This window comes from Mangrovibacterium sp. (assembly GCF_041596335.1).
Classification (GTDB): Bacteria; Bacteroidota; Bacteroidia; order Bacteroidales; family Prolixibacteraceae; genus Mangrovibacterium.
In genome coordinates this window covers 150,037-169,427 of record NZ_JBFHIT010000005.1, presented here as the reverse complement: position 1 = coordinate 169,427, position 19,391 = coordinate 150,037, and the positions used below count along the sequence as shown (strand labels likewise).

Genomic DNA, 19,391 nt, shown 5'->3' with positions numbered 1-19,391 from the left:
TTGTTTGGCAATAAGATTGGTGGCATAAATAAACTGCCATTGCGGACAAAAAGCGGAACCTGAAAAGAGGCCTGAATTAACAGGCAATGAGGGCTTTGATTCGGAGTTCCGCAAGATCGTCACTTGTTTGCCAATGCTCACTTATTATTCTTCAGTCCAATAGTCCATTACAAAAACGTCATCCAGGAGTGGTGTTATCTTTTTACCTGCTGTTAAATGCGCTTTATGGAACACATACACCTCTCGGGCATGTACGTCGTTAAAGGAAATCGTAAAGCAATACTCGAATCCTTTGCTAAGTCCTTCTGTACTGTTGTTTAATCCCCATTCCAACTTACTTATTCCGGGCACCTCGTTTTTGAGGTTCTCGAACATCGCCAACGCTTCGCTGACTTTCTCAGGCTGAGCATCTTTTTTAAACTTAAACCCAACTACATGCCTAAGCACTTTACCCGAAGTAGCGGGATCGACAGGCCCAAGCTTATAGGCCGCAATTTTTTTAAATCCCCAATCAATGGAACCTGCAACGAGGAAATCGTCATCGCCAATTCTGAGCGACCTTAAGCCGTAATAAATCGGGAATCCGGTTTCCAGGTAATTTATCGGGCTAAGTATCCCTTGTTCATTCAGTTTGCATAGCTGGATGCTGGCATCGTCTCGTGTGCCTACTGCCAGGATCGCTTCGGTGTTGTTTACCGAGACAACTTCGATTCTGGTCTGCCCTTGCAACTTGGTCTGCTCATCGTCTTTTAAAACCGAGTGTAGGATAAGTTCTCCTTTTTTACCGACTTTAAAAACTGTAACGGCATCGCCATGATACACAAAATCAGTCTTTTTAATAAAGCCCTCTCGGGTGTAATATTTATGATGACGGTGCCCCACAACAACATAGTGATTGTTTCCAATGGTGGCTCCTGTAACAGGGTAGGTCCCGGTTAAGAACCTGTCGGTCGTGTTATCGCTGATGTTGTTGATGTTTTTGAACTTTCCATTATCATATACCCGAAAGCTACTAACTCCATTATCCTGAAATCCACCGGTGTATAAAAAGGTTTTTCCGTCAACTTGGTGGACAAACATACCAATGATGCCATCGGTATGTATGTTGTCATCATCTTTCATCGATTGCACGTGGGTAAGCTTTCCATCCTCATGGATCCGGAAACAACTTAGGCCCGGCGCGTCTTCCAAACCTCCTGCAAAAAGATAGGAAGCATCTTTCATATGGATTACCTGCAAGGTGATTCCGATACCAATGTGAATATCCTCAGTGTCGTGTATCATAAACACCTGTTCCAACGCGCCATTGTCCAGAATTTCGAATACTTCGATGGCATCTCCGTATTTGTTGGCCACAAACAGGTAGTCAGTTCCTTTAATGTTGTCGGCAACCATTCCTCTTGCCGGACCTTTCTTTTTATAAAGTTCCTGATTTTCTACATGGGTTAACTTTCCGTGTGTATCGAGGCTAAATACATCAATGTCGCCTTCACCTCCGGCATATACATAATGTTTCCCATTTTTTTCGTAACTGGTAATAGATACCGTGTTGTTGCCCGAAACATCCTTGAAATCTGTTCGGTAAACCGTAAGGTTGTCAGAATCCTGTGCGAATCCAATTTGAGACCATGCTAAAAGGACTACAAGGATTAAGCTTTTCATGCTATTCATAATCTGTTGAATTTGTTTATACGCGGTGTATTGTAACAACGAATTGGCTTATTTGTTATTCCAAAGCCCAATGCTCGCACAAGGTATCAGAATGCAGCAAGGACCGTTTGCCATTTCAGTTAATGAATGTTAACCTTTGGATTAGCCCCCCAATATTGTATTGTTTTGGCACCATTGGCAGATGGACTGTTTAGTGTCTGGGCACACAATTTAAGTGAGTGGCAGGAGCAGAACTCTTGTGCTTTGGACGCTGTATAGGGAAATGAGAGGTAGCTATTGCTGCCCGCGATTTCAGTCCATGGTTCTTACTCCTAAGGCCTTGTCATTCTTGCTCACACGTTCACTCAACCAAAAACAGCGAGCATATTGGAATTACGGTGCCTGATTTGAAGGAGGCTAAAAAGTTATATACGAAGCCACAAATCGCCCGTACAAGCCCCCCCTACCTTCCGACCAGGTAAAAGACCGGCAAACTGGTGCACGAATATATCCGGTTCAATAGACTTGTTCCGGAATACTGGCGTCGAAAGAAAAAACAAAAAAACCCACTGCATTCGGGAAAAGAGCCTTTAGGCCGAAATGCAGCGGGTAAAATCACTCACGAAAACGCAAGAAAGCCACGATGGATCTAATATCTAAACCGATGATGGATCTTCAAACAGAAACTACTTAGTTGATTTGCCTGATCAATACCAAACTCCAGGGTGACATCTCGCGATTGATAGTCAGTTTTCCTGAGGCATCAGCCTCAACAATTTCTGTATGAAGGGCGTTGGCAGCCATTTTCAACACCTTAATCTGCTCACGTGTTGGAGGTTCAGGCTTACCCATTTTTTCCCATTCATTATAAATATTTCCATGATCCTTATCCAGGGTTTCAATCGTAAACTGGGTGCCAGGCTTTAAATCAGAAAGCGTGAAGTTGAGCTGCCGGGTAGCGCCTTCCTCGTACTTCTCAATCTTTTTGATACTTGATGGCACCGCATTGTAATGATCTTCGGGGTAATTGTAAGCCAATGCGACCAACTTTTTATTGCCCGACTTCCGACTAACAAACAGATAATCGTTTTTGAATAGCTTTTCGTCGCCCAGCTCGTGAAGCATCCGGTAGGCATGGTACGAGGGTTTCACCAAACCCTGGAAGTTTATCATTCCAAAACCGCCATGGAAAATACTGGCAGCCCCGCCCTTTTCTTCAAAAATATCGGTGAATGTCCAGAATGCCAGCGAATTTGTGAGCCCAATACATTCGAGGTTAGTACGAACAATATAAGCTGCCGGAGGTAAAAAGTCGTGCATGGCATCGCGGCTGTTCGGACTGGTATTCCATTCGGTCAGGTGCAATTCGGCATTAGGGTATGCACTTTTGGCAACAACCTCGTTCAGCCATTTTATGTCGATGACCGTAGATTGTACAAAGCGTGAAAAGTCCTTTCCTTTGCCGGTGCGCGGGTCAAGCGGATAATCGGTTGGATAAGGATGACAACTGATAAAATCAACGGGAAGTTTTTCCTGTTCGCAGTAGCTTAGGAAATCTTCAATCCAGACTCCCCGCCATTGCAGCTCGTTGATGTTTTCGGCTGTAAATGTTTTGGTGAACCCCTTGGTGTCTTCGCGTTCGCCTTCATAACGATCGTCGGCCACAAAGTTACTGGTTGATGGCCCGCCTACTTTCAGCTGGCTGTCGACCGAGCGCACAGCCTGTACCGAAGCCTTATACAAAGCGAAATACTGCGATTTGGTACCATCGAAAAATGCCCGGCTCAGGTTGGGCTCATTCCACACCTCAAAATACCAGGAGCGAACTTCATCAATTCCGTATCGGTCGACACAATGCGCGGTGAAGGCTTTTACCAGGTCATGCCATTTTTCGAGGTAGTCCGATCCGGGAGTTGTTTTTGCTTTCCACCAGAATACGGTCTGCGAATCTTCGGCTGCCATGTTGGGTGGGAAAAAGCTTAACTCAACAAACGGACGCACATTCAAATCGAGCATCCGGTCGAACAGATCATCAATATATTGCCAGTTGTACACCGTTTGGCCTTTTTCCTCCAAAACGGGGAACATATCGTCGTGAAAAAGTCCGTGGAAACGAACCGTTTCAAAACCACAGGTTTGCTGTACCAACTCCAATTGTTCGAGCCAACCGGCTCGAAGTCCTTCGTTTGCTCGTCCTGCACCTACACACTTACTCCACAAGTGCTCAAATTTTTCGCCTTCCAGGTTTGCATCCACTTTTATTTCCTGAGAAAATGCTGTGAACATCACCAATAGAGAAAGTAATGTTGAAAATAGTATCTTCATAATCGTTTGTTTTAGTTTATTGGTTTTCCTCCTCAAACACCTGTTCCAACTCAACGTAATCGATGGCTAGTTGTCCTTGCGAAGGTTTCCAGTTTCTTTTAAAAATGCGAATCAGATTATCACCCGCTTTCAGTTCAACAATTCCGAAATCAATCTCGCGGAATGCTTCCGATTGTGGGAAAACAAAATCTTTGTACTGATGGCTATTGATCAAAACATCGTGATTTGATTCCCCATCGGGTGAAGCATAGCTTACTTTAAACCGATATTTTGAAGGTTTTGCTACCTGAGCCAAAATTGAAACATGGTCGTAGGGATTATCAAAGTTGGTAACATATCCTTTACCGCTGTAATCTTTTATCCAGGTATCAACAATCACATTGTATAATTCGCCACCGGCAGCAAATCCATTTTCTGCTTCTAAATGCAGGGTTGTCTTTGTGCGTTTGGCAATTCCCAACCCTTCTTTCGACGGAACGATTGGTATGATATCACCATTTTGGTCATACTTCAGGTAATCGGCCATCACACAACGGGTTTCACTTAATCCGCCCGACAGCCAGGCACTGTGGTAAAACATGATGTCTTTCCCTTTGTAAGTTACCGTACCGCCATGATTGGTTCCGCTCTGTCCGTCAAAATCGTCGATAAAGCACCCTTTAAATTCGTAAGGTCCCAACGGTTTTTCGGCAACGGCATAAAACATCTTCTCTGGCCAACGGCGTGGCGTTAATCCCGGATAAGTGAGGTAATATTTTCCGTTGTATTTGTGCACCCATGGCCCCTCAAAAACATGGGTCAACTGGGAAGTCAGGTCGACATAGGTTTCGGGTTTAATCGACATTAAATCATCATTTAACTCTGCGCCGTAACATTGGCGGTCGTGCCCCCAAAACAAATAAGGCGTTCCATCATCATCAATAAAGATAGCCGGATCCTGACCAAACTCAACGCCCTTAATATAGCCCAGATCAGTGAAGGGCCCTTCAGGAACATCGCTACGGGCAACACCTGTGCGGAACAGTCCGATCCCGGCTTCTTTCATGCAATAAATGAGGTAATAGTTGCCGCGATAATAGACGGCATCCATCGCCCAGGCATGACTTTCGGCCCACGCTACATTTTCTAAATGCAAAATCCGTCCGTGGTCTGTCCAATTCACCATATCGGTCGTCGAAAACGCATGATAGCCCGTCATCCCATAATGATTATTAGAACCGGGTTCATCATGAGAAGTATAGACCCAAAGGCGATCGTCGTCAGGCCAAACGTGCGGCGAAGGATCGGCAGTAAACACATGCGTAAAGACTGGATTCTGCGCATAAACGACAGACACCAACAAACTCAAGGCCAGAGCACCAATCAATTTCCGAATTGTAATTTGTTTCTCCAATATCATAATTCAAACCTATTTTTTCACCAGAACGATGGTTTGTCCTGCCTCTGTTGCAATATCATACAGGTACGTATCTTTCACCTCAAAACCTTTCAATTCAGCTTTTTCAGAGATTATAGGTTCTTGAATAGCGGGAACCTGATAGAAGGGGTTTTCATTATCACCATTCGCCGATGTAAGCGCTTCGCCACCTTCCAATGTCAACTCAGAATACGAACGAATCCGGCAATTTCCTCCCAATTTCGATTTGAGAACCGCTTTCACGATCGATCCGTCTTCCCATTCCAGCAATTCAATATCGAAACCACCGCGGGCGCGCAATCCGGTAACAGTTCCGGTTTTCCAAACGTCGGGCAAGGCGGGAATCAAATGTATGGCGCCATCATGACTTTGCAGCAACATCTCGGTTAAACCGGCAGTAAAACCAAAGTTGCCATCGATTTGGAAGGGAGGATGAGCATCGAACATATTGACATAAGTTCCGCCACCACCGGGAGAATCGGGACGCCCCACCAGTTTAATCTGGTCGGTCATCATTTTGTAGGCATGGTTGCCATCGAGCAAACGAGCCCATTGGTTAATTTTCCAGTTCATCGACCAGCCGGTTGACGGGTCGCCGCGATAGATCAGCACATTCCGCGCAGCCTCAGCCAGTTCGGGTGTGCGGAAGGGCGAAAACTGATTGGAAGGGTGCATTGCATATAACATCGAAATATGGCGGTGCTTATCTTCCGGATCGTCCCAGTCGTGAATCCATTCCTGAATTTGGGCATGCTGACCGATTTGGTTCGGCGCCAGCTTCGGAATGGTCGCTTCAATTTGCTGAACCAGTTCGGCGTCAATATTCAGGCGTCTGGCTGCTTCGGCGGTTTTGTAAAGCATATCGAGGAGCAACTGGTTGTCCATCGTTGCACCATAAGCGATATTTACCATGTTCGGATGGTGTGCCGGACGGTTTTCGGGCGAGGTAGATGGGCTAAAAACCAACCAGCCATGTTCAGGCTCCGGTATTAAAAAGCTCAGGCAAAATTCGGCAGAACCTTTCATGGCCGGATACACTGAGCGCAAGTATTCCAAGTCGCCGTTGTACAGGTACTTCTCCCACAAATGCTGGCTAAGCCACAAGCCGCCGCTTGGCCACATGCCCCAGGTAGCGCCATCAACCGGGCCACAAATTCGCCACAGGTCGGTGTTGTGATGACAAACCCAGCCATCGGCTCCATACATATCGGTGGCAGTTTGCTGCCCCGCCTCGGAAAGCTCTTTCACCAACTCAATCAACGGCTCGTGCGTTTCGGCAAGGTTCGTTGGTTCGGCTGGCCAGTAATTCATTTCGGTATTTATATTGACTGTATAGGCACTTTTCCAAGGTGGAGTTAGATCATTACACCAGATTCCCTGCAAATTACCGGCTTGTCCGCCGGGCTGCGAAGAACAAATCAACAGGTAACGACCAAACTGGTAATAAAGGGCTGCTAACGCAGGATCGTTCCCCTGACTAAATTGTTTGATCCGAACATCGGTGGGATTTTTAATCGAATCAGTCGCTCCTAAATCGAGCGACACCCGATTGAAATAGTTTTGGTAAAACACCGAATGATCCGATTTTAATTGCTCATAGGTTTTTGTTTCAGCCTTAGCCAAATAGTCGGTGGCGCGTTGGTGCTCATCGGCACTCACATCCTGATAGTTAACAAAGTTTGTCGCAATTGAAACATATAAGGTGGCACTATTGGCTCCGCTTAAGGTCAAGGTATTTTCAGATGCTGACAGAGAGCCTCCTTGAGGTACAATTTTCAATCTCGATTCAAAGTTGACACGTCCTTCGATTGAGGGAGCGTCTACCGGTGTCCGTTTGCTTTTCAAATCAGCCCCTTTTCCTGTCATTGAGAGGATGTTGTCGCCCTCTGTTTTCACCTCAATTACCGAAGGTTCCGGGCGATCCATTCCGGCTGAAAAACTAATCTTCCCATTTTCACTAGCTGTAAGTTTTACCACCAATACCTGATCGGGGAATGACGTAAATACCTCACGGGTATATTCGACTCCATCAACCGTATAACTGGTTTTCGCCACCGCATTCTCGATATCCAACTCACGGTAATAATCAGCGTAAGTTTCGTGCCCATCGAATTTGAGCCTCAGATTACCTACCGTTTCGTAGTTCATCCCATGCGATGTTTCTGAGATAATCTTCGCGTTTGCCAGATCGTGGGCTTCTTTATACTTACCATTAAACAAAAGCTGGCGAATTTCACTTAAAATTTCTTTTGCCTCGGGATTGTCATTTCTGTGCGGCCCCCCCGACCAAAGCGTTTCTTCGTTCAACTGAATGTTTTCCTGGTCAGGAATTCCAAAAACCATAGCGCCCAAACGCCCGTTACCGATTGGCAAAGCTTCGTTCCAGTCGGCTGCCGGAGCATCGTACCAAAGTTTGAGCTTGCTATGTTGCTTTTCCGGAGTACTGCACGACACAAAACCGACGCTAATCAGCAAGGCCATCAAAACCGGATGTCTAAAAAATCTCTTCATGTGTTTAATATTTATATATCGATTAGTTTATTTTAAGAATGAAATTACGATGATTTTACATTGCTACTTTGTTTTGAACAACGATGCAGGTAAACCTTCCCTGTTGTACAAGTTTGCCCCCTTTGGATTGGATGACCAGGCATACCTTACCTCTGTGGGGTTCGCGATTGAAGGATGCCAAACCTCCACTTGATCTTTACTAATAATTTTGGCTTCAGCCCATTTCCAAACTCCATCGACACCGCAAATCTGGAATCGCGCTAACGGCTCATCCACCGGCACAACAGGTTCCATCAGCTGTTTCCGTCCAACCATCAAACCCGATCCCACCCGATCGAAGGTGATCAACATTTTGCCGGCTTTTACTTCCGAGCATTTATAAAGTGGGCCGCAGCAAACAATGTCCTTCCCGTAAGCTTGTTTCAATGCCCACAGGGAAATACGTTTTCCGGCATCAATTTTATTTTTGGGGTGAATATCGCGTGCTTCACCAATATCGTTTAAGACTGCCAAGCCTGTGTTTTCGAGTTGAAGGATTCGGCTTTGCTGAAACTGCACAGTTGCCCAGTCATCCTGATCCGTGGGAAGATCATTCGGTTCCTTATAATTTGCCAGCTGGCAACAGTAAAAATAAAAATCATTTTGCCCCCAGGCTTCGCGCCAGGCCTCCACCATGGTAATCAGTCGTTTTCCGTACTCTTCAGGCCAATTGCCCGTGTTACTTTCGCCCTGATACCAAATAGCTCCCTTCACAGCATAGGGAATCAACGGATGCATCATCCCATTGTATAAGGTAGCCGGAACTTGCTTGTCCTGCGCCGGATGTTCCGGTTTCCGGGGTTCGTTGGGGATCTTCACTCCGACCTTCTTTGCCTCTTTGGTACATTTTTCCCATTCGGCCCTCAATTGCTGATATATTTTGTTCTCTATTTCTTCGTCATACGAAGCTAGTTTCTGATTGATACTGTTAATTTCGTTTCGGTAAAACGACTGAAGAGCACTGTCTTTATCAAAAGCGTTGATTGGCATCCAGGGTTCAATCCGCGTTCCTCCCAAGTTGCAGCTAATCAGGGCTACAGGAACGTTCAATTCACGGCGCAGTTCGCGACCAAAGAAGTAAGCCGTTCCGCAAAACTCGTTCACTTCACCCGCGATTGCCTTCGACCAGTTGCCTCTCCCCTCTGATTTGGGTTCGAAAACACTTTGCGCACGTCCTACCCGAAACTGCCGAAATAGTATATCATTGGCCGATGCCGCTTCCTGCCGCAGGTAGTCGGCAACAGGCTCATATTGTGGTTCAGCGGCCTCTCCCGTCAGCATCCGAAAGGGACGGTACATATTGGACTGCCCTCCACAAAACCAAACTTCGCCAACCAGCACATCGTCAATCGTCAATTTGACGCCATCACCGTTTAGTTTGGCAACAACGCTCATCGTTCGCGATTGTGCAGAAGCTGCCATCGGGCTTAGAATCATCTTCCAGCTCCCGTCGTTAGCTGCTACGGTGGCAAGCTGTTGACCTGCGAAAGTCAGCTCGACGGTGGCACCGGGCGCTGTTTTTCCCCACACCGGCACTTCCTGATCGCGCTGCAAAACCATCTGGTCGGCAAAAATGGCCGGCAACCACAAGTCGATTGCCCAACAACTACAGGAAATGAACAGTGAGACCAGGAAGGCTACTATTTTATACATGTTTCGTTCTTTAGATTGAAAGGAAGGATGAAGAGTTCACTTCCAAATCAGCTCCCCATCCAACCTACTCTATTTACTACTTAACTTCAATATTGAAACCTGCCGGATAAACCTTTAGGTTGTCGTCACCAACCTTAATTTTCACCGGTTTGTTGGCTGAATAATACAGTTTCCCGCTTTCCATCTTCAGCTCAGCCGACACCACTCCATCAACCGATTCGATGGAATAGTTACCCAGGCGGATTAGTTTTCCGCTACCCAAATACAGGTATTCCACAGCGCCATCTTTTTCCGAAGCAATTCCAAAAGTTCCTTTGAACGCTGTGTCATCCGACGGCTCGTACAATTTATCATCAATGGCATTCATAATTAGCTGATTGCCATAGCCATCCGAGTCCACTTCAATACAAACAAATTTTTCGCTGCCAGCCACTTTCTCAATCTTCCGAATCGCTTTTTCGCCATCAGCATACGCTTCAAACACCGCTACGTATGGATTATCCTGCGCGTTATTATTCAATTGGCGAACAATCATGGTCGGTGTAGTTTGCGGACTTTTATTCACCATGCCCGGAGTCACATCCGTCCTCAATGTTGTTGGCGGTGCATCCATCAGGTAAATTTCTCGGTTGTCCTGCCCCATCATCCACATATCGGTATTCAGGGCGGGAGAAACTTTATTAATTTTCCAGCTTACAGTAAAGTCCTTGTTGTAGTCAATCTTTTTCAGATTTTGAAAAAACGAATACGCCTTATGATGATGATTGGCAATCTCAGCAACAGGATTTAGGACTAATGGATTGTCGTTCTCGCCAACAACACGGGTTTCATCGCCCAAATTATGATGCAGGTAATCGTTGTCGGCTTGGTTGGATCGGAAGATATCCACATAATACCCGGTCGTTTCCGAGGTTCGGATCATAGCCACCAAACGTCGCTTTTCATCGGCCGAAACATCGGAAAACGAACAGTTCTCCGATGTTTCGGAGCTATTGTAAAATCCCTTTGCCGGATCAACAGCAGGATCCATCGCGTTGATTGTAATCTCGCCCACGGTATAGCCCGGCAAAATAGTGTTGGATCCGGTAATGCTACGGTGGTAGATCGCATCGCTCGACCAATACGATTCGTAAGCCGATGCATCCGGGTTTAGCGCCCAGCCTTTTCCGTAGAACTGCATCGCCAGGCCATTGTCGGTCAGGTGACCGCCCTTAGCACCACCATACAGCGTAAACATCAGTCCGTTTTGCTCGCTGTTGCCGTTTTTCATGATCAGATGGCGGTGATGCGGCGAATAGGCCGCACGCTGATAAGGCAACTCATTGCCCGAATCGGGTAACGGTTGATATTGACACAGACCTTGCCAGTCGGCTTCGCTTCGGCTGTACTGGCCCGATTCGATGCCTTTGCGGATGACGATCGCCATTTTTCGGGCATTTTCCGTATCTCCTTCCCAAGTGTAGTAAGTGAGCATTTTTTCGAACACCGAAAAGTCGGCAGGCCCCCCACGCATATCGCCAAAAACAACCAGGTTGCCACGTGCATCGAGCCATCCGAGGTTAGCCAGTGCAGCCTTTTGCAATAGCGGATTCTGCCCAATGGTATTTACTCCGTTTTGGTACAATTGCAAGCCAATGTCGAACACCAACGAGATCATACCCGAAGCATAGCCGGGAGATTCAGGCCACAGGCCTGTTTTTTCGTCGAAGTTCTTAATAAAATCAGGCAAGGCCTCGTGGTAGTCAGTTGTAATTTTTGTATAGTACGGAAGGTAATATTCCTTCCCTTTTTTGTCGGCGTAAAAATCGTTCGACTCCAGCACCAACATTGATGGAACAATATTTTTGAAGCCATTCACATTCCAGTTGCCTTTTTTTCCTCCTCTGATTAGGCCCAAATCGATAAAGCGCTTGAAAACCACACCGGCGACTTCAGTTGTATTTTTGCCAATTTGTGACAAGTGCCGGTGAGGATTTGCCTTCAAATAATCGTAAAGGAAATCGTAAGCAGCAGAGGCATGCACCTGGTGGTCGTCGTGAATTTGTTCATAATCGTAATAGCCCATGATGCCTCCCGGCGCATAACCACCCGGACCATTGGTCGATTTTTCCGGATCGAGTGGCGGGTTCATGTAGTAGGTACCCAACAGCCAAGTCCAAAGAATATCGGATGAAAACTTCGCATATTTTTCGTCCTGAGTAAGCCAATATGCAAATGCTGCCTCTTCAGCCAACGATAGAATTTCGTTGTTGTTGGCGCGAACCATGTGGCCTGTTTTTTTGTAGGGCACACGCACCGGGGTTTTGTCGTCGGTTGCCCGATCGATGGCGAGCATGTCGCCATTTTCGCTGTACGGGAGACGATCTTCCAACGGAACGTTGATGTAGCTGTTCCAGGTACGCATTCCCGGCAGGCGAACGGTTGGAATTGGCGCATTTCCTTCGCCGTAGTCCCAATTTTGGTTTTTAATGTAGCATTGTGTGAAACGCTCGCCATCTTTCCAATACATCGACATCCGTGAGACAATCCATTCGGGGTCTGACTGGTGTCGATCCACATACGGATCAATTTTGGCTTTCAGGTTTTCCCAGGCACTTTTAGCCCAATCTTCGTTTTCTATTTTGTCGAGAATGGCTTGCTTATCTTCGTTTCCGGCAATTAAAGCCGGATGTTGCTGCGCCGAAACCAGATTAAGCTGGAATATCAGCACGGCCCCCAAAAGGATCACAGCCATTTTATTTAATTGATTCATTCTTTTGCTTTTAACTATTTTCATTTTTATGCCGAAATCCTTGAATGTCGGCCATTAGCATTTAGGTAGCACAAAGGCTGCCAGCGATTATTCTACCCGAAACCAATCGAAACAAGCATAACCACTACTCTGGCTCATGTTCGGATTAAGGCAGAATACGCCGACCTTAGCGCCGATCCATACACCGACACTCGCCTGAAATTCAGTTCCAATACCTTGAAACGTATCATTATCCAAGCTATATTGGAACCGGCACATCCCCTGGTCGTTTACTGAAACACGCAGAAAAAGGCTTTCCGCCTCAACCGGAATGCTTTCAATTTCGTTGGTACCGCCATCGCACTTGTTATACTTGCCCTTGTACATGACAACCTTTACCCTATTGTCGTCATTTTCGAGCGCAATGTAGGCCCACTCGCGCCCCATGACGACCAATCCGCAGCGATCGCCAGTTAACTCTCCGTTAAACCCGACTTTAGTAGTCGCGGTAAATGAAGGAGCCGGGAATTTCTGCAACAGCAAGTTAGGCACATGCCATAAATCGCCATATTGAGTCAGGTTTTGAACGGCATTTAACCTTATTGAGCCGGGATTTTGAGACAGGGAGTACCAGTTTTCCAGTGGGTTGGCATGCCATTGCCATTGGAGGCCTAGCTTTTCAGACTCAAATTCATCGCTGGTTTGCGGAATCTTCTGCGGAACGGATTTGCCCACATTCGGTTTATTACAGACCAAAACAGGCTCGCCAATCCCATCGGCATTAACATCTTCCCCCATCAGCGGCCAGCCATCTTCCCATTTTACCGGGTTCAGGTGAACAATTCGGCCATATAAGCCCCGATCCTGAAAATGCGCAAACCACCATTCTCCCGAGTTCAACTCGACAAGCCCCCCTTGGTGCGGGCCGTTGATATCAGTACTTCCCTGGTGAAGGACTTTTTTGGTCTCGTAGGGACCGTAGATATTTTTAGAACGCAATGCGGTTTGCCAGCCGGTTGGAACTCCACCGGCCGGAGCCAGGATGTAGAAAAAGTCGTCCTTCACATAGAACTTGGGCCCCTCGATAATGGGTTGATCAGCTTTATCTCTAAAGATCAGAGTTCCGTTGTCGAGTAATTTTTTTCCATCCGGACTCATTTTATGAAGGTATAAATCGTTTCCGCACAATTTGCTACGAACCAGGTAAGCATCTCCATCTTCAGTCCAAATAGGGCACGGGTCTTCCCAATTCACCACGTTCACCACATGGGTTAGCTCCCATTCATGAGATGGGTGATCGGTACAGGCCATAAACAAGCCATCGTTGGGCGTGCAGAAAAAGACGTAAAACTTCCCGTTATGATGCCTGATAGAAGGAGCCCAGCAACCTTCGCCATGCGCAACCTTATCGTACTTCTGGAGCGGTAGTTTTTGATACACATGGTTGATAATTTCCCAATTCACCAGATCTTTTGAATGCAAGACCGGAATTCCCGGCATGCAGTTAAAGCTGGATGCCACCATGTAAAAGTCATCGCCAACCCGCAGAATGTCCGGATCGGAGTAATCGGCAAAAATGATCGGGTTTTTAAACGTTCCATCCCCCAGGTCCGGAGTCCATTGCTGGGCGTTAACAAACAGAACGAACACGAGTTGAAGCAGGAGTATTGGGATTAGGCTTTTCATAGGTCTCGGGTTTAATTTTACCCGCAAAGGCACAAAGGCGCTGTGAGTTGTCTCCTTGCGCCTCTGCGGGTTTGATTATTCAGTCTATTGAGCAAGCTCCAGTTTTATAACCGAAGCAAATTCGTCAGAAGCAGTCTCAGGCAAAACAATGGTCGCCCCGTCAAGCTTCAACTCTTGCCCGTCAGTCACCAAACTGGCCTTTTGCACCTTCAGGTTAGCGTCTATCATGAGTTTGCCATCGGCAGGCCAGTCGAACACATGCGCATAAACCACATTTCCCTTGCTGGTGTAACGTCCCCATTCGGGGCGGTCAACCGGACTTGCTTGACAGCCATAAATGGCTTCGCCGTTTACTTTTGTCCACTTGCCCATGTCGGCCAGGCGCTCAACACTTTCCTGAGGGAAAACGCCAAGTCCGTCCGGCCCGATATTCAGCAAAAAGTTTCCGCCTTTCGATACAATATCAACCAGGTTTTGAATGAGTTCCTCAGAGCTTTTCCAGTTGGTGTCTGATGGTTTGTAGCCCCACGAGCCGTTCATAGTCATACAGGCTTCCCAATCCGAATCAATTCCGGTTGCCGGGATTTCCTGCTCGGGTGTACCGAAGTCGCCGGCGAAATCACCTTCCATATCCATTCCTTCCATTCCCATGCGGCCTTTGTCAACACGGTTGTTTACAATGGTATTGGGTTGAATTTCGCGGATTGTTTTGTAAAAATCTTTTCCCATCTCGGTGGTATAGTCAGCAATCCAGTCGCCATCGAACCAAACCACACCGAGGTCGCCATAGTTGGTTAACAACTCAACCACCTGCGGTTTCAGGTAGTTTTCGTAGTATTTCGGGAATTCAGGGTTCACAACTGTTTGGTCGGCCTGCCCGGCATTGTAGTTCGGATACAAAGGAGCCTGTGCCTCCGGATGGTGCCAGTCGACAATTGAATGGTACAAACAGAAAACAATACCTTGCTTTTTACAAGCTTCGGCAAGTTCTTTCACCACATCACGTCCAAATTCAGTGCGTTTCACAATGTTGTAGTCACTCACTTTTGAATCCCACATAGCGAATCCATCGTGATGTTTTGAGGTGAGAACAATGTATTTCATACCGGCATTCTTAGCCATGGTCACCCACGCGTCGGCATCGAAGTTTACCGGATTAAAATTGCCCACCACATCTTTTTCGTAGTCTTCGATGGTGTAATCCAGTTTGTCCATAATCCACTCGGCACCACCTTTACAGATTTGTCCATCGCGTTCGCCGCCCGGAACCGCGTAAGGTCCCCAGTGAATAAACATTCCAAAACGGGCGTCGCGCCACCAGGCCATTCGTTCATCATCGCTTAGTTTCACCACTTCATCTTTTTGTTCTGTTGCTTTGGTTTTTTGATTGCAGGCTGTCGAAAGTAAGACCATCGACAGTGCAATTAGCATAAATGTGTTTCTCATTTGATTCTGATTTATTATTGATAATTAGATTGATTTCTACTAGTTTAAAATAGGTTGGTATTTTATAGAAATTGATCCGGATTGTGCTTCCTCTATAAATTCAACGCCGATCCGCACTGCATCTTTCCCGCTGCGCAGACTTTTTACCGGGATCGGTTCGGGGACGATTTTCACCGGGACATCCTCGCCGGCCACTTCACCGAAAACTTCAACTTTTACCTTCCCTTGATTTTTCACGGCGGTCAGGATGAGGGTTCTCTCATCAACCAGTTCATATTTTGAAAAAGTACTGATGGCAGTACCAAAGCTCAGCGGCTCAGTAGCTGAAAATTCGTCGGTAACCGTAATTGTACCGGGTCCTCTTTTGTCGTTGGTCATGGTACGTTGCAGTTTATTGAGCGAAGGAATTTCATAAGCCGACCGAATGTCCATCACCACTTTATTCGCATTGTCGGCAAACTCGGCATGCACGATCTCACCGGCGAACTCTTTTCCACTTGACTGCAGAGTGTTGTTGATCCTTGGCAACGGGTGTCCCCACGAGCTACGTGCCGGGTTGTCGTTGGAAAAAGCGCCAGCGGTGTACGAAGGCGCACCAATATCACCAGCCACGTAATCTTCACCCAGAACCAGCACATAACTGCCCACATCCATGTGGTTATGATTTTCGCCGTTATGCCCGGCTTTAATGGCGATAGAAAACGGAAGCTCCTGCTGTCCGCGCGAGATCATGATCCCAAAATCGTCGAAATAAGTATGTCCCGGCAGCTCCACCGGAGTATCTCCTGATGACGTATAATCTTGTTTATCCTTCCATGCGATCAACGTTTGAACGCTTTCGTCGGGAATAAAACGGGTAGGTTTTTTAGCACCGTAATGTTTGGCGGCCATAATGTAGGCAAAGTTGTCGCTTTCCGGATCCAAGGTGGTCACTCCGTCAGAGAAGGGAGCGTACATTCCGGGATGAATTTGAAAGTTGAATGGGAAATTGCCCACATTCACCATCTTTTCCCGGTTGGTAAAGTCGAAGAGGTTAATCTGACCATCGGTATAATCGGACAGAATTTCGGACAAATACATGTAATGACCAAAACCGTAGTTCCAGTAGCCTGTTCCCTCGGAGCAATAGCCATCGGTTCCGAAACCGGACAGGTAGAACACCATGCTATTCAGGGCACAGCCGATGGCTGCCACTCGCTCGTCGTAACTTTTTGCGTTCACTATGGTCGTGAAGACCGAGCCGCTGGTACAAACCGAGTTCCAGTTGCTGGTAGATCGGATCCAGGTATTGCTTTTATCCTCTTCTTTCTGACAAGAGCTCAGGTACGAATCAGTGATCCGCCATTGCAGTTGTTCGTCGATTTTTGAGCGGAGCGAAGCGGGTATTTTATCTTCCAAAAGCGCATTGGCGAGCGCCAGCACCAGACCGAATTTCCGCGCGCCCAGGTCGATGGATACGCGTCGGCCTTCCAGCACATCATTGTCGCGGTCGTGGTTTGGATGCAGCCACGATTTCATGGCCATGATGGAGTCGCTGTACACTTCGATTTGCGGCAGGAAGCGCCCTTGATTTTCGATGCACTCGGCCAGGATAAACTTTTCCAGCCGATCCATCGTGCGGTAATAGCGGGGTTTGTAAATTCCGCGATTTCCTTCCCGATTGGCCCGATAATAAATTTCATCGGTAATAGGAACTTCAGGCGCCCGATCCAATTCAGCAATAGCCAAATCCAGATAGGTTTTCCCCGCTGAAACGGAGGCAACACTGTCCCAATACAATCGATTGCTCACAGGGGGGACAGGAATAAATGCTTCTTCAGGTACAACCTTTTTCAAGAGTTCAAGTTGTTCCGAAGTTGGGTAAATCACATTCGGATCAGCGAGGTCGAGGAACAAGCTTAAATCAAAGTTCTCTTTTTTCACCGGGGTACAGCTGCCAAACAGAACAACTGTAAAAACCACGAACAGTAGTCGATATAAATTCTTCATTTCACAATAGGTTATAGTCATTTTTAGTTTAGTCTGGTTGATTGAAACCAAGAGTTCGAACGCATATAAAATTTGTCCGGACTCCTGGTTCTGTTTCTTTTATCAATTGTATTTTAGAATGTAAACCATCTGTTTAAACGTTTATCAGTTGGAGCCCGCATACCAAAAGCAAGCCCAGGAAAAGTCGACTTCGCCCCCATGCCAGTTCCACGATTCCATATCGAAGCGTAGCGATTTGTTAAACGAAATCGCATCCAGCGCACGCACCCGCGAGTTAACAGTTATTCCTCCTTGTTTCTTGCTATTGGCCTGCCCGATGGGTTGCCCAATAAACGGATGATTGAACGGGTTAGGATATTGACCTCCCCAGGCGTAGCCATAGTAATCTTCGGTTCCGGTTCCAAAGTGGTCGGGGAACGTACTTCCATCGACATAAACTTTTTCGTCGCCTTCGCCCCACCATCCCGGAACAGGCTTGTCTATTTGCAGATTATCTCCCACATAATTTCCGGCTGTTGGAATGGTGATAAAATTGAAATCCTGTCCCTGTTTTGCTATCGTGGAGTAGTTTTTCAACTCCGAATAATTCGCGTGGAAATACAGGCTGTTGCCTGCCCATTGATAATCACCGGTAGCCACGTTAAGTTTTACACCGACTTTCGTCTCTCCTTGATTTACAATCTTCACCTCGGCGCCAGTCTGAAAAGGCATGACCCAGAAGCTGGCCATGTTACCGAGTGTGTCGACCTTGCGGTACCAATCGGAAACTTCAACGAGTTGGTCGCCACTACCAAAGAAAAAACCAAGTGGCACATCCACTGTTTGGTTTCCGTCGAAGGCAATTTGAATGCGCAAGTCTTTTACGGCCTGACTCAGGCTGTCGGCAGCCAAAGAGAGGAGAATTCTTCGGATTGAAGACGCTCCTTCAAGCTCGATAGAACCTGATTCACCTTGTTCCAGACTCAGCTCAGTTGATTTCACTCCGTTCTCCGCTTCCACCTTGACTTCCGCGGGTTTCTCGTCGATCAAATCGCCCAATTTTGCATTGGCAACTTTCAATTGTTCAGCATACTTAACAACGGTTTCCCTGGTTAAGCTTTCCATCTTAACATCGCCTTTGTAAAGCCGATAGTTGATATTGTAAAACATGCCATCACCGGCTGACGGACGCGGATCGGGTCCTTCGTAAGTGATTTTTATGTGTTTTGAGAAAGGAATTGGAGCGTATAAGTTGTGTCCCAACTTACTGCTTGCTTTAGGCAGGGGCTGGTCTTTACTAACACACAAAGCCGAAAGCGGATAACCAATCATTTCGTTCTCACCCAACAGATCTCCCGCCCGCTCAGCTTCCCAGGTTGGAATGGTATCACCATCGATGTAAAAACGTAAAGTCGCCTCAAGACCGGGATTACCGCCACTCCAAAAGCGGGTAACTACACCGGGGCCATCAACATCGAGCATCACAAATTCGGTTCTTCCGTTGATGATTTCCTTGCCCTGAAAATGATTCCAGTCGTGGTTGGCATACCAACCAAGCGTATCATCCGGACTAACCGACAAGCGTTCGTAGCTGCTGGCCTGATGTTGCGACCAAATGGGTGCTTGAAGGTAGCTCAGCGTTTCCCTGTTCGTCATTTCATCCAGCAACGTTCCGAATGTCACTTTATCCTGCTTTGTTAACACTCCGCAAGCACTCGCCAGCACAAAAACTGCGACAAGGCAACCTCCCCAAACTTTTCTTTTTATCATCTATTGGTTTCTCTAAAAATTAAAGAACATGGAATATCTATTCATTTGAAACACATCGGCCACCTGCATTTCGTCAACACTCGACCTCGGGTATCGATTCCGGCTCATTCTCCTCATCTAAGCCGAATATTTCAACCGATAAATTCAATACGAAAAATTAAACCCTAAGGGAGAAAACCGGCTTCTTGGATTGAA

General features: G+C 46.8%; 10 protein-coding genes. All 10 read right to left on the bottom strand.

Annotated features, from left to right (window positions below):
- Window positions 1–144 precede the first annotated feature (144 nt).
- The 10 genes from ABZD21_RS03605 to ABZD21_RS03560 all read right to left on the bottom strand — a co-directional run bounded on the left by ABZD21_RS03605 (window position 145) and on the right by ABZD21_RS03560 (window position 19,196).
- Window positions 145–1,671, bottom strand: coding sequence for a Dabb family protein (locus ABZD21_RS03605; RefSeq protein WP_372772961.1), 1,527 nt, complete (start codon window positions 1,669–1,671; stop codon window positions 145–147).
- A 669-nt stretch (window positions 1,672–2,340) separates the two neighbouring features.
- The gene (locus ABZD21_RS03600) at window positions 2,341–3,975 is read right to left on the bottom strand and encodes a hypothetical protein (protein ID WP_372772960.1); all 1,635 of its coding nucleotides are present in this window, start codon (window positions 3,973–3,975) and stop codon (window positions 2,341–2,343) included.
- A gap of 16 nt (window positions 3,976–3,991) precedes the next feature.
- Window positions 3,992–5,374: a family 43 glycosylhydrolase gene (locus ABZD21_RS03595; protein WP_372772959.1), complete on the bottom strand. Its 1,383-nt coding sequence runs from the start codon at window positions 5,372–5,374 to the stop codon at window positions 3,992–3,994.
- 9 nt (window positions 5,375–5,383) lie between these two features.
- Complete coding sequence (locus tag ABZD21_RS03590) at window positions 5,384–7,903, bottom strand: glycoside hydrolase N-terminal domain-containing protein (RefSeq protein ID WP_372772958.1); 2,520 nt, start codon at window positions 7,901–7,903, stop codon at window positions 5,384–5,386.
- A gap of 63 nt (window positions 7,904–7,966) precedes the next feature.
- Window positions 7,967–9,595, bottom strand: a complete 1,629-nt coding sequence (locus tag ABZD21_RS03585; protein ID WP_372772957.1) for a sialate O-acetylesterase — start codon at window positions 9,593–9,595, stop codon at window positions 7,967–7,969.
- A gap of 76 nt (window positions 9,596–9,671) precedes the next feature.
- Window positions 9,672–12,347 (bottom strand): hypothetical protein, encoded by a 2,676-nt coding sequence (locus ABZD21_RS03580; protein WP_372772956.1) that lies wholly within the window; start codon window positions 12,345–12,347, stop codon window positions 9,672–9,674.
- An 87-nt stretch (window positions 12,348–12,434) separates the two neighbouring features.
- On the bottom strand, window positions 12,435–14,012 hold the full coding sequence (locus ABZD21_RS03575; RefSeq protein ID WP_372772955.1) for a glycoside hydrolase 43 family protein: 1,578 nt from the start codon (window positions 14,010–14,012) through the stop codon (window positions 12,435–12,437).
- Window positions 14,013–14,096: 84 nt separating this feature from the next.
- Window positions 14,097–15,458, bottom strand: coding sequence for an alpha-L-fucosidase (locus ABZD21_RS03570; RefSeq protein ID WP_372772954.1), 1,362 nt, complete (start codon window positions 15,456–15,458; stop codon window positions 14,097–14,099).
- 39 nt (window positions 15,459–15,497) lie between these two features.
- A complete protein-coding gene (locus tag ABZD21_RS03565) occupies window positions 15,498–17,447 on the bottom strand; it encodes a hypothetical protein (RefSeq protein WP_372772953.1) in 1,950 nt (649 codons plus the stop codon).
- Window positions 17,448–17,591: 144 nt separating this feature from the next.
- A complete protein-coding gene (locus tag ABZD21_RS03560; protein WP_372772952.1) occupies window positions 17,592–19,196 on the bottom strand; it encodes a glycoside hydrolase family 172 protein in 1,605 nt (534 codons plus the stop codon).
- Window positions 19,197–19,391 lie beyond the last annotated feature (195 nt).

Coding starts and splice junctions, on each gene's coding strand:
- ABZD21_RS03605 (WP_372772961.1), bottom strand. CDS start 1,671: ATGAATAGCATGAAAAGCTTAATCCTTGTAGTCCTTTTAGCATGGTCT.
- ABZD21_RS03600 (WP_372772960.1), bottom strand. CDS start 3,975: ATGAAGATACTATTTTCAACATTACTTTCTCTATTGGTGATGTTCACA.
- ABZD21_RS03595 (WP_372772959.1), bottom strand. CDS start 5,374: ATGATATTGGAGAAACAAATTACAATTCGGAAATTGATTGGTGCTCTG.
- ABZD21_RS03590 (WP_372772958.1), bottom strand. CDS start 7,903: ATGAAGAGATTTTTTAGACATCCGGTTTTGATGGCCTTGCTGATTAGC.
- ABZD21_RS03585 (WP_372772957.1), bottom strand. CDS start 9,595: ATGTATAAAATAGTAGCCTTCCTGGTCTCACTGTTCATTTCCTGTAGT.
- ABZD21_RS03580 (WP_372772956.1), bottom strand. CDS start 12,347: ATGAATCAATTAAATAAAATGGCTGTGATCCTTTTGGGGGCCGTGCTG.
- ABZD21_RS03575 (WP_372772955.1), bottom strand. CDS start 14,012: ATGAAAAGCCTAATCCCAATACTCCTGCTTCAACTCGTGTTCGTTCTG.
- ABZD21_RS03570 (WP_372772954.1), bottom strand. CDS start 15,458: ATGAGAAACACATTTATGCTAATTGCACTGTCGATGGTCTTACTTTCG.
- ABZD21_RS03565 (WP_372772953.1), bottom strand. CDS start 17,447: ATGAAGAATTTATATCGACTACTGTTCGTGGTTTTTACAGTTGTTCTG.
- ABZD21_RS03560 (WP_372772952.1), bottom strand. CDS start 19,196: ATGATAAAAAGAAAAGTTTGGGGAGGTTGCCTTGTCGCAGTTTTTGTG.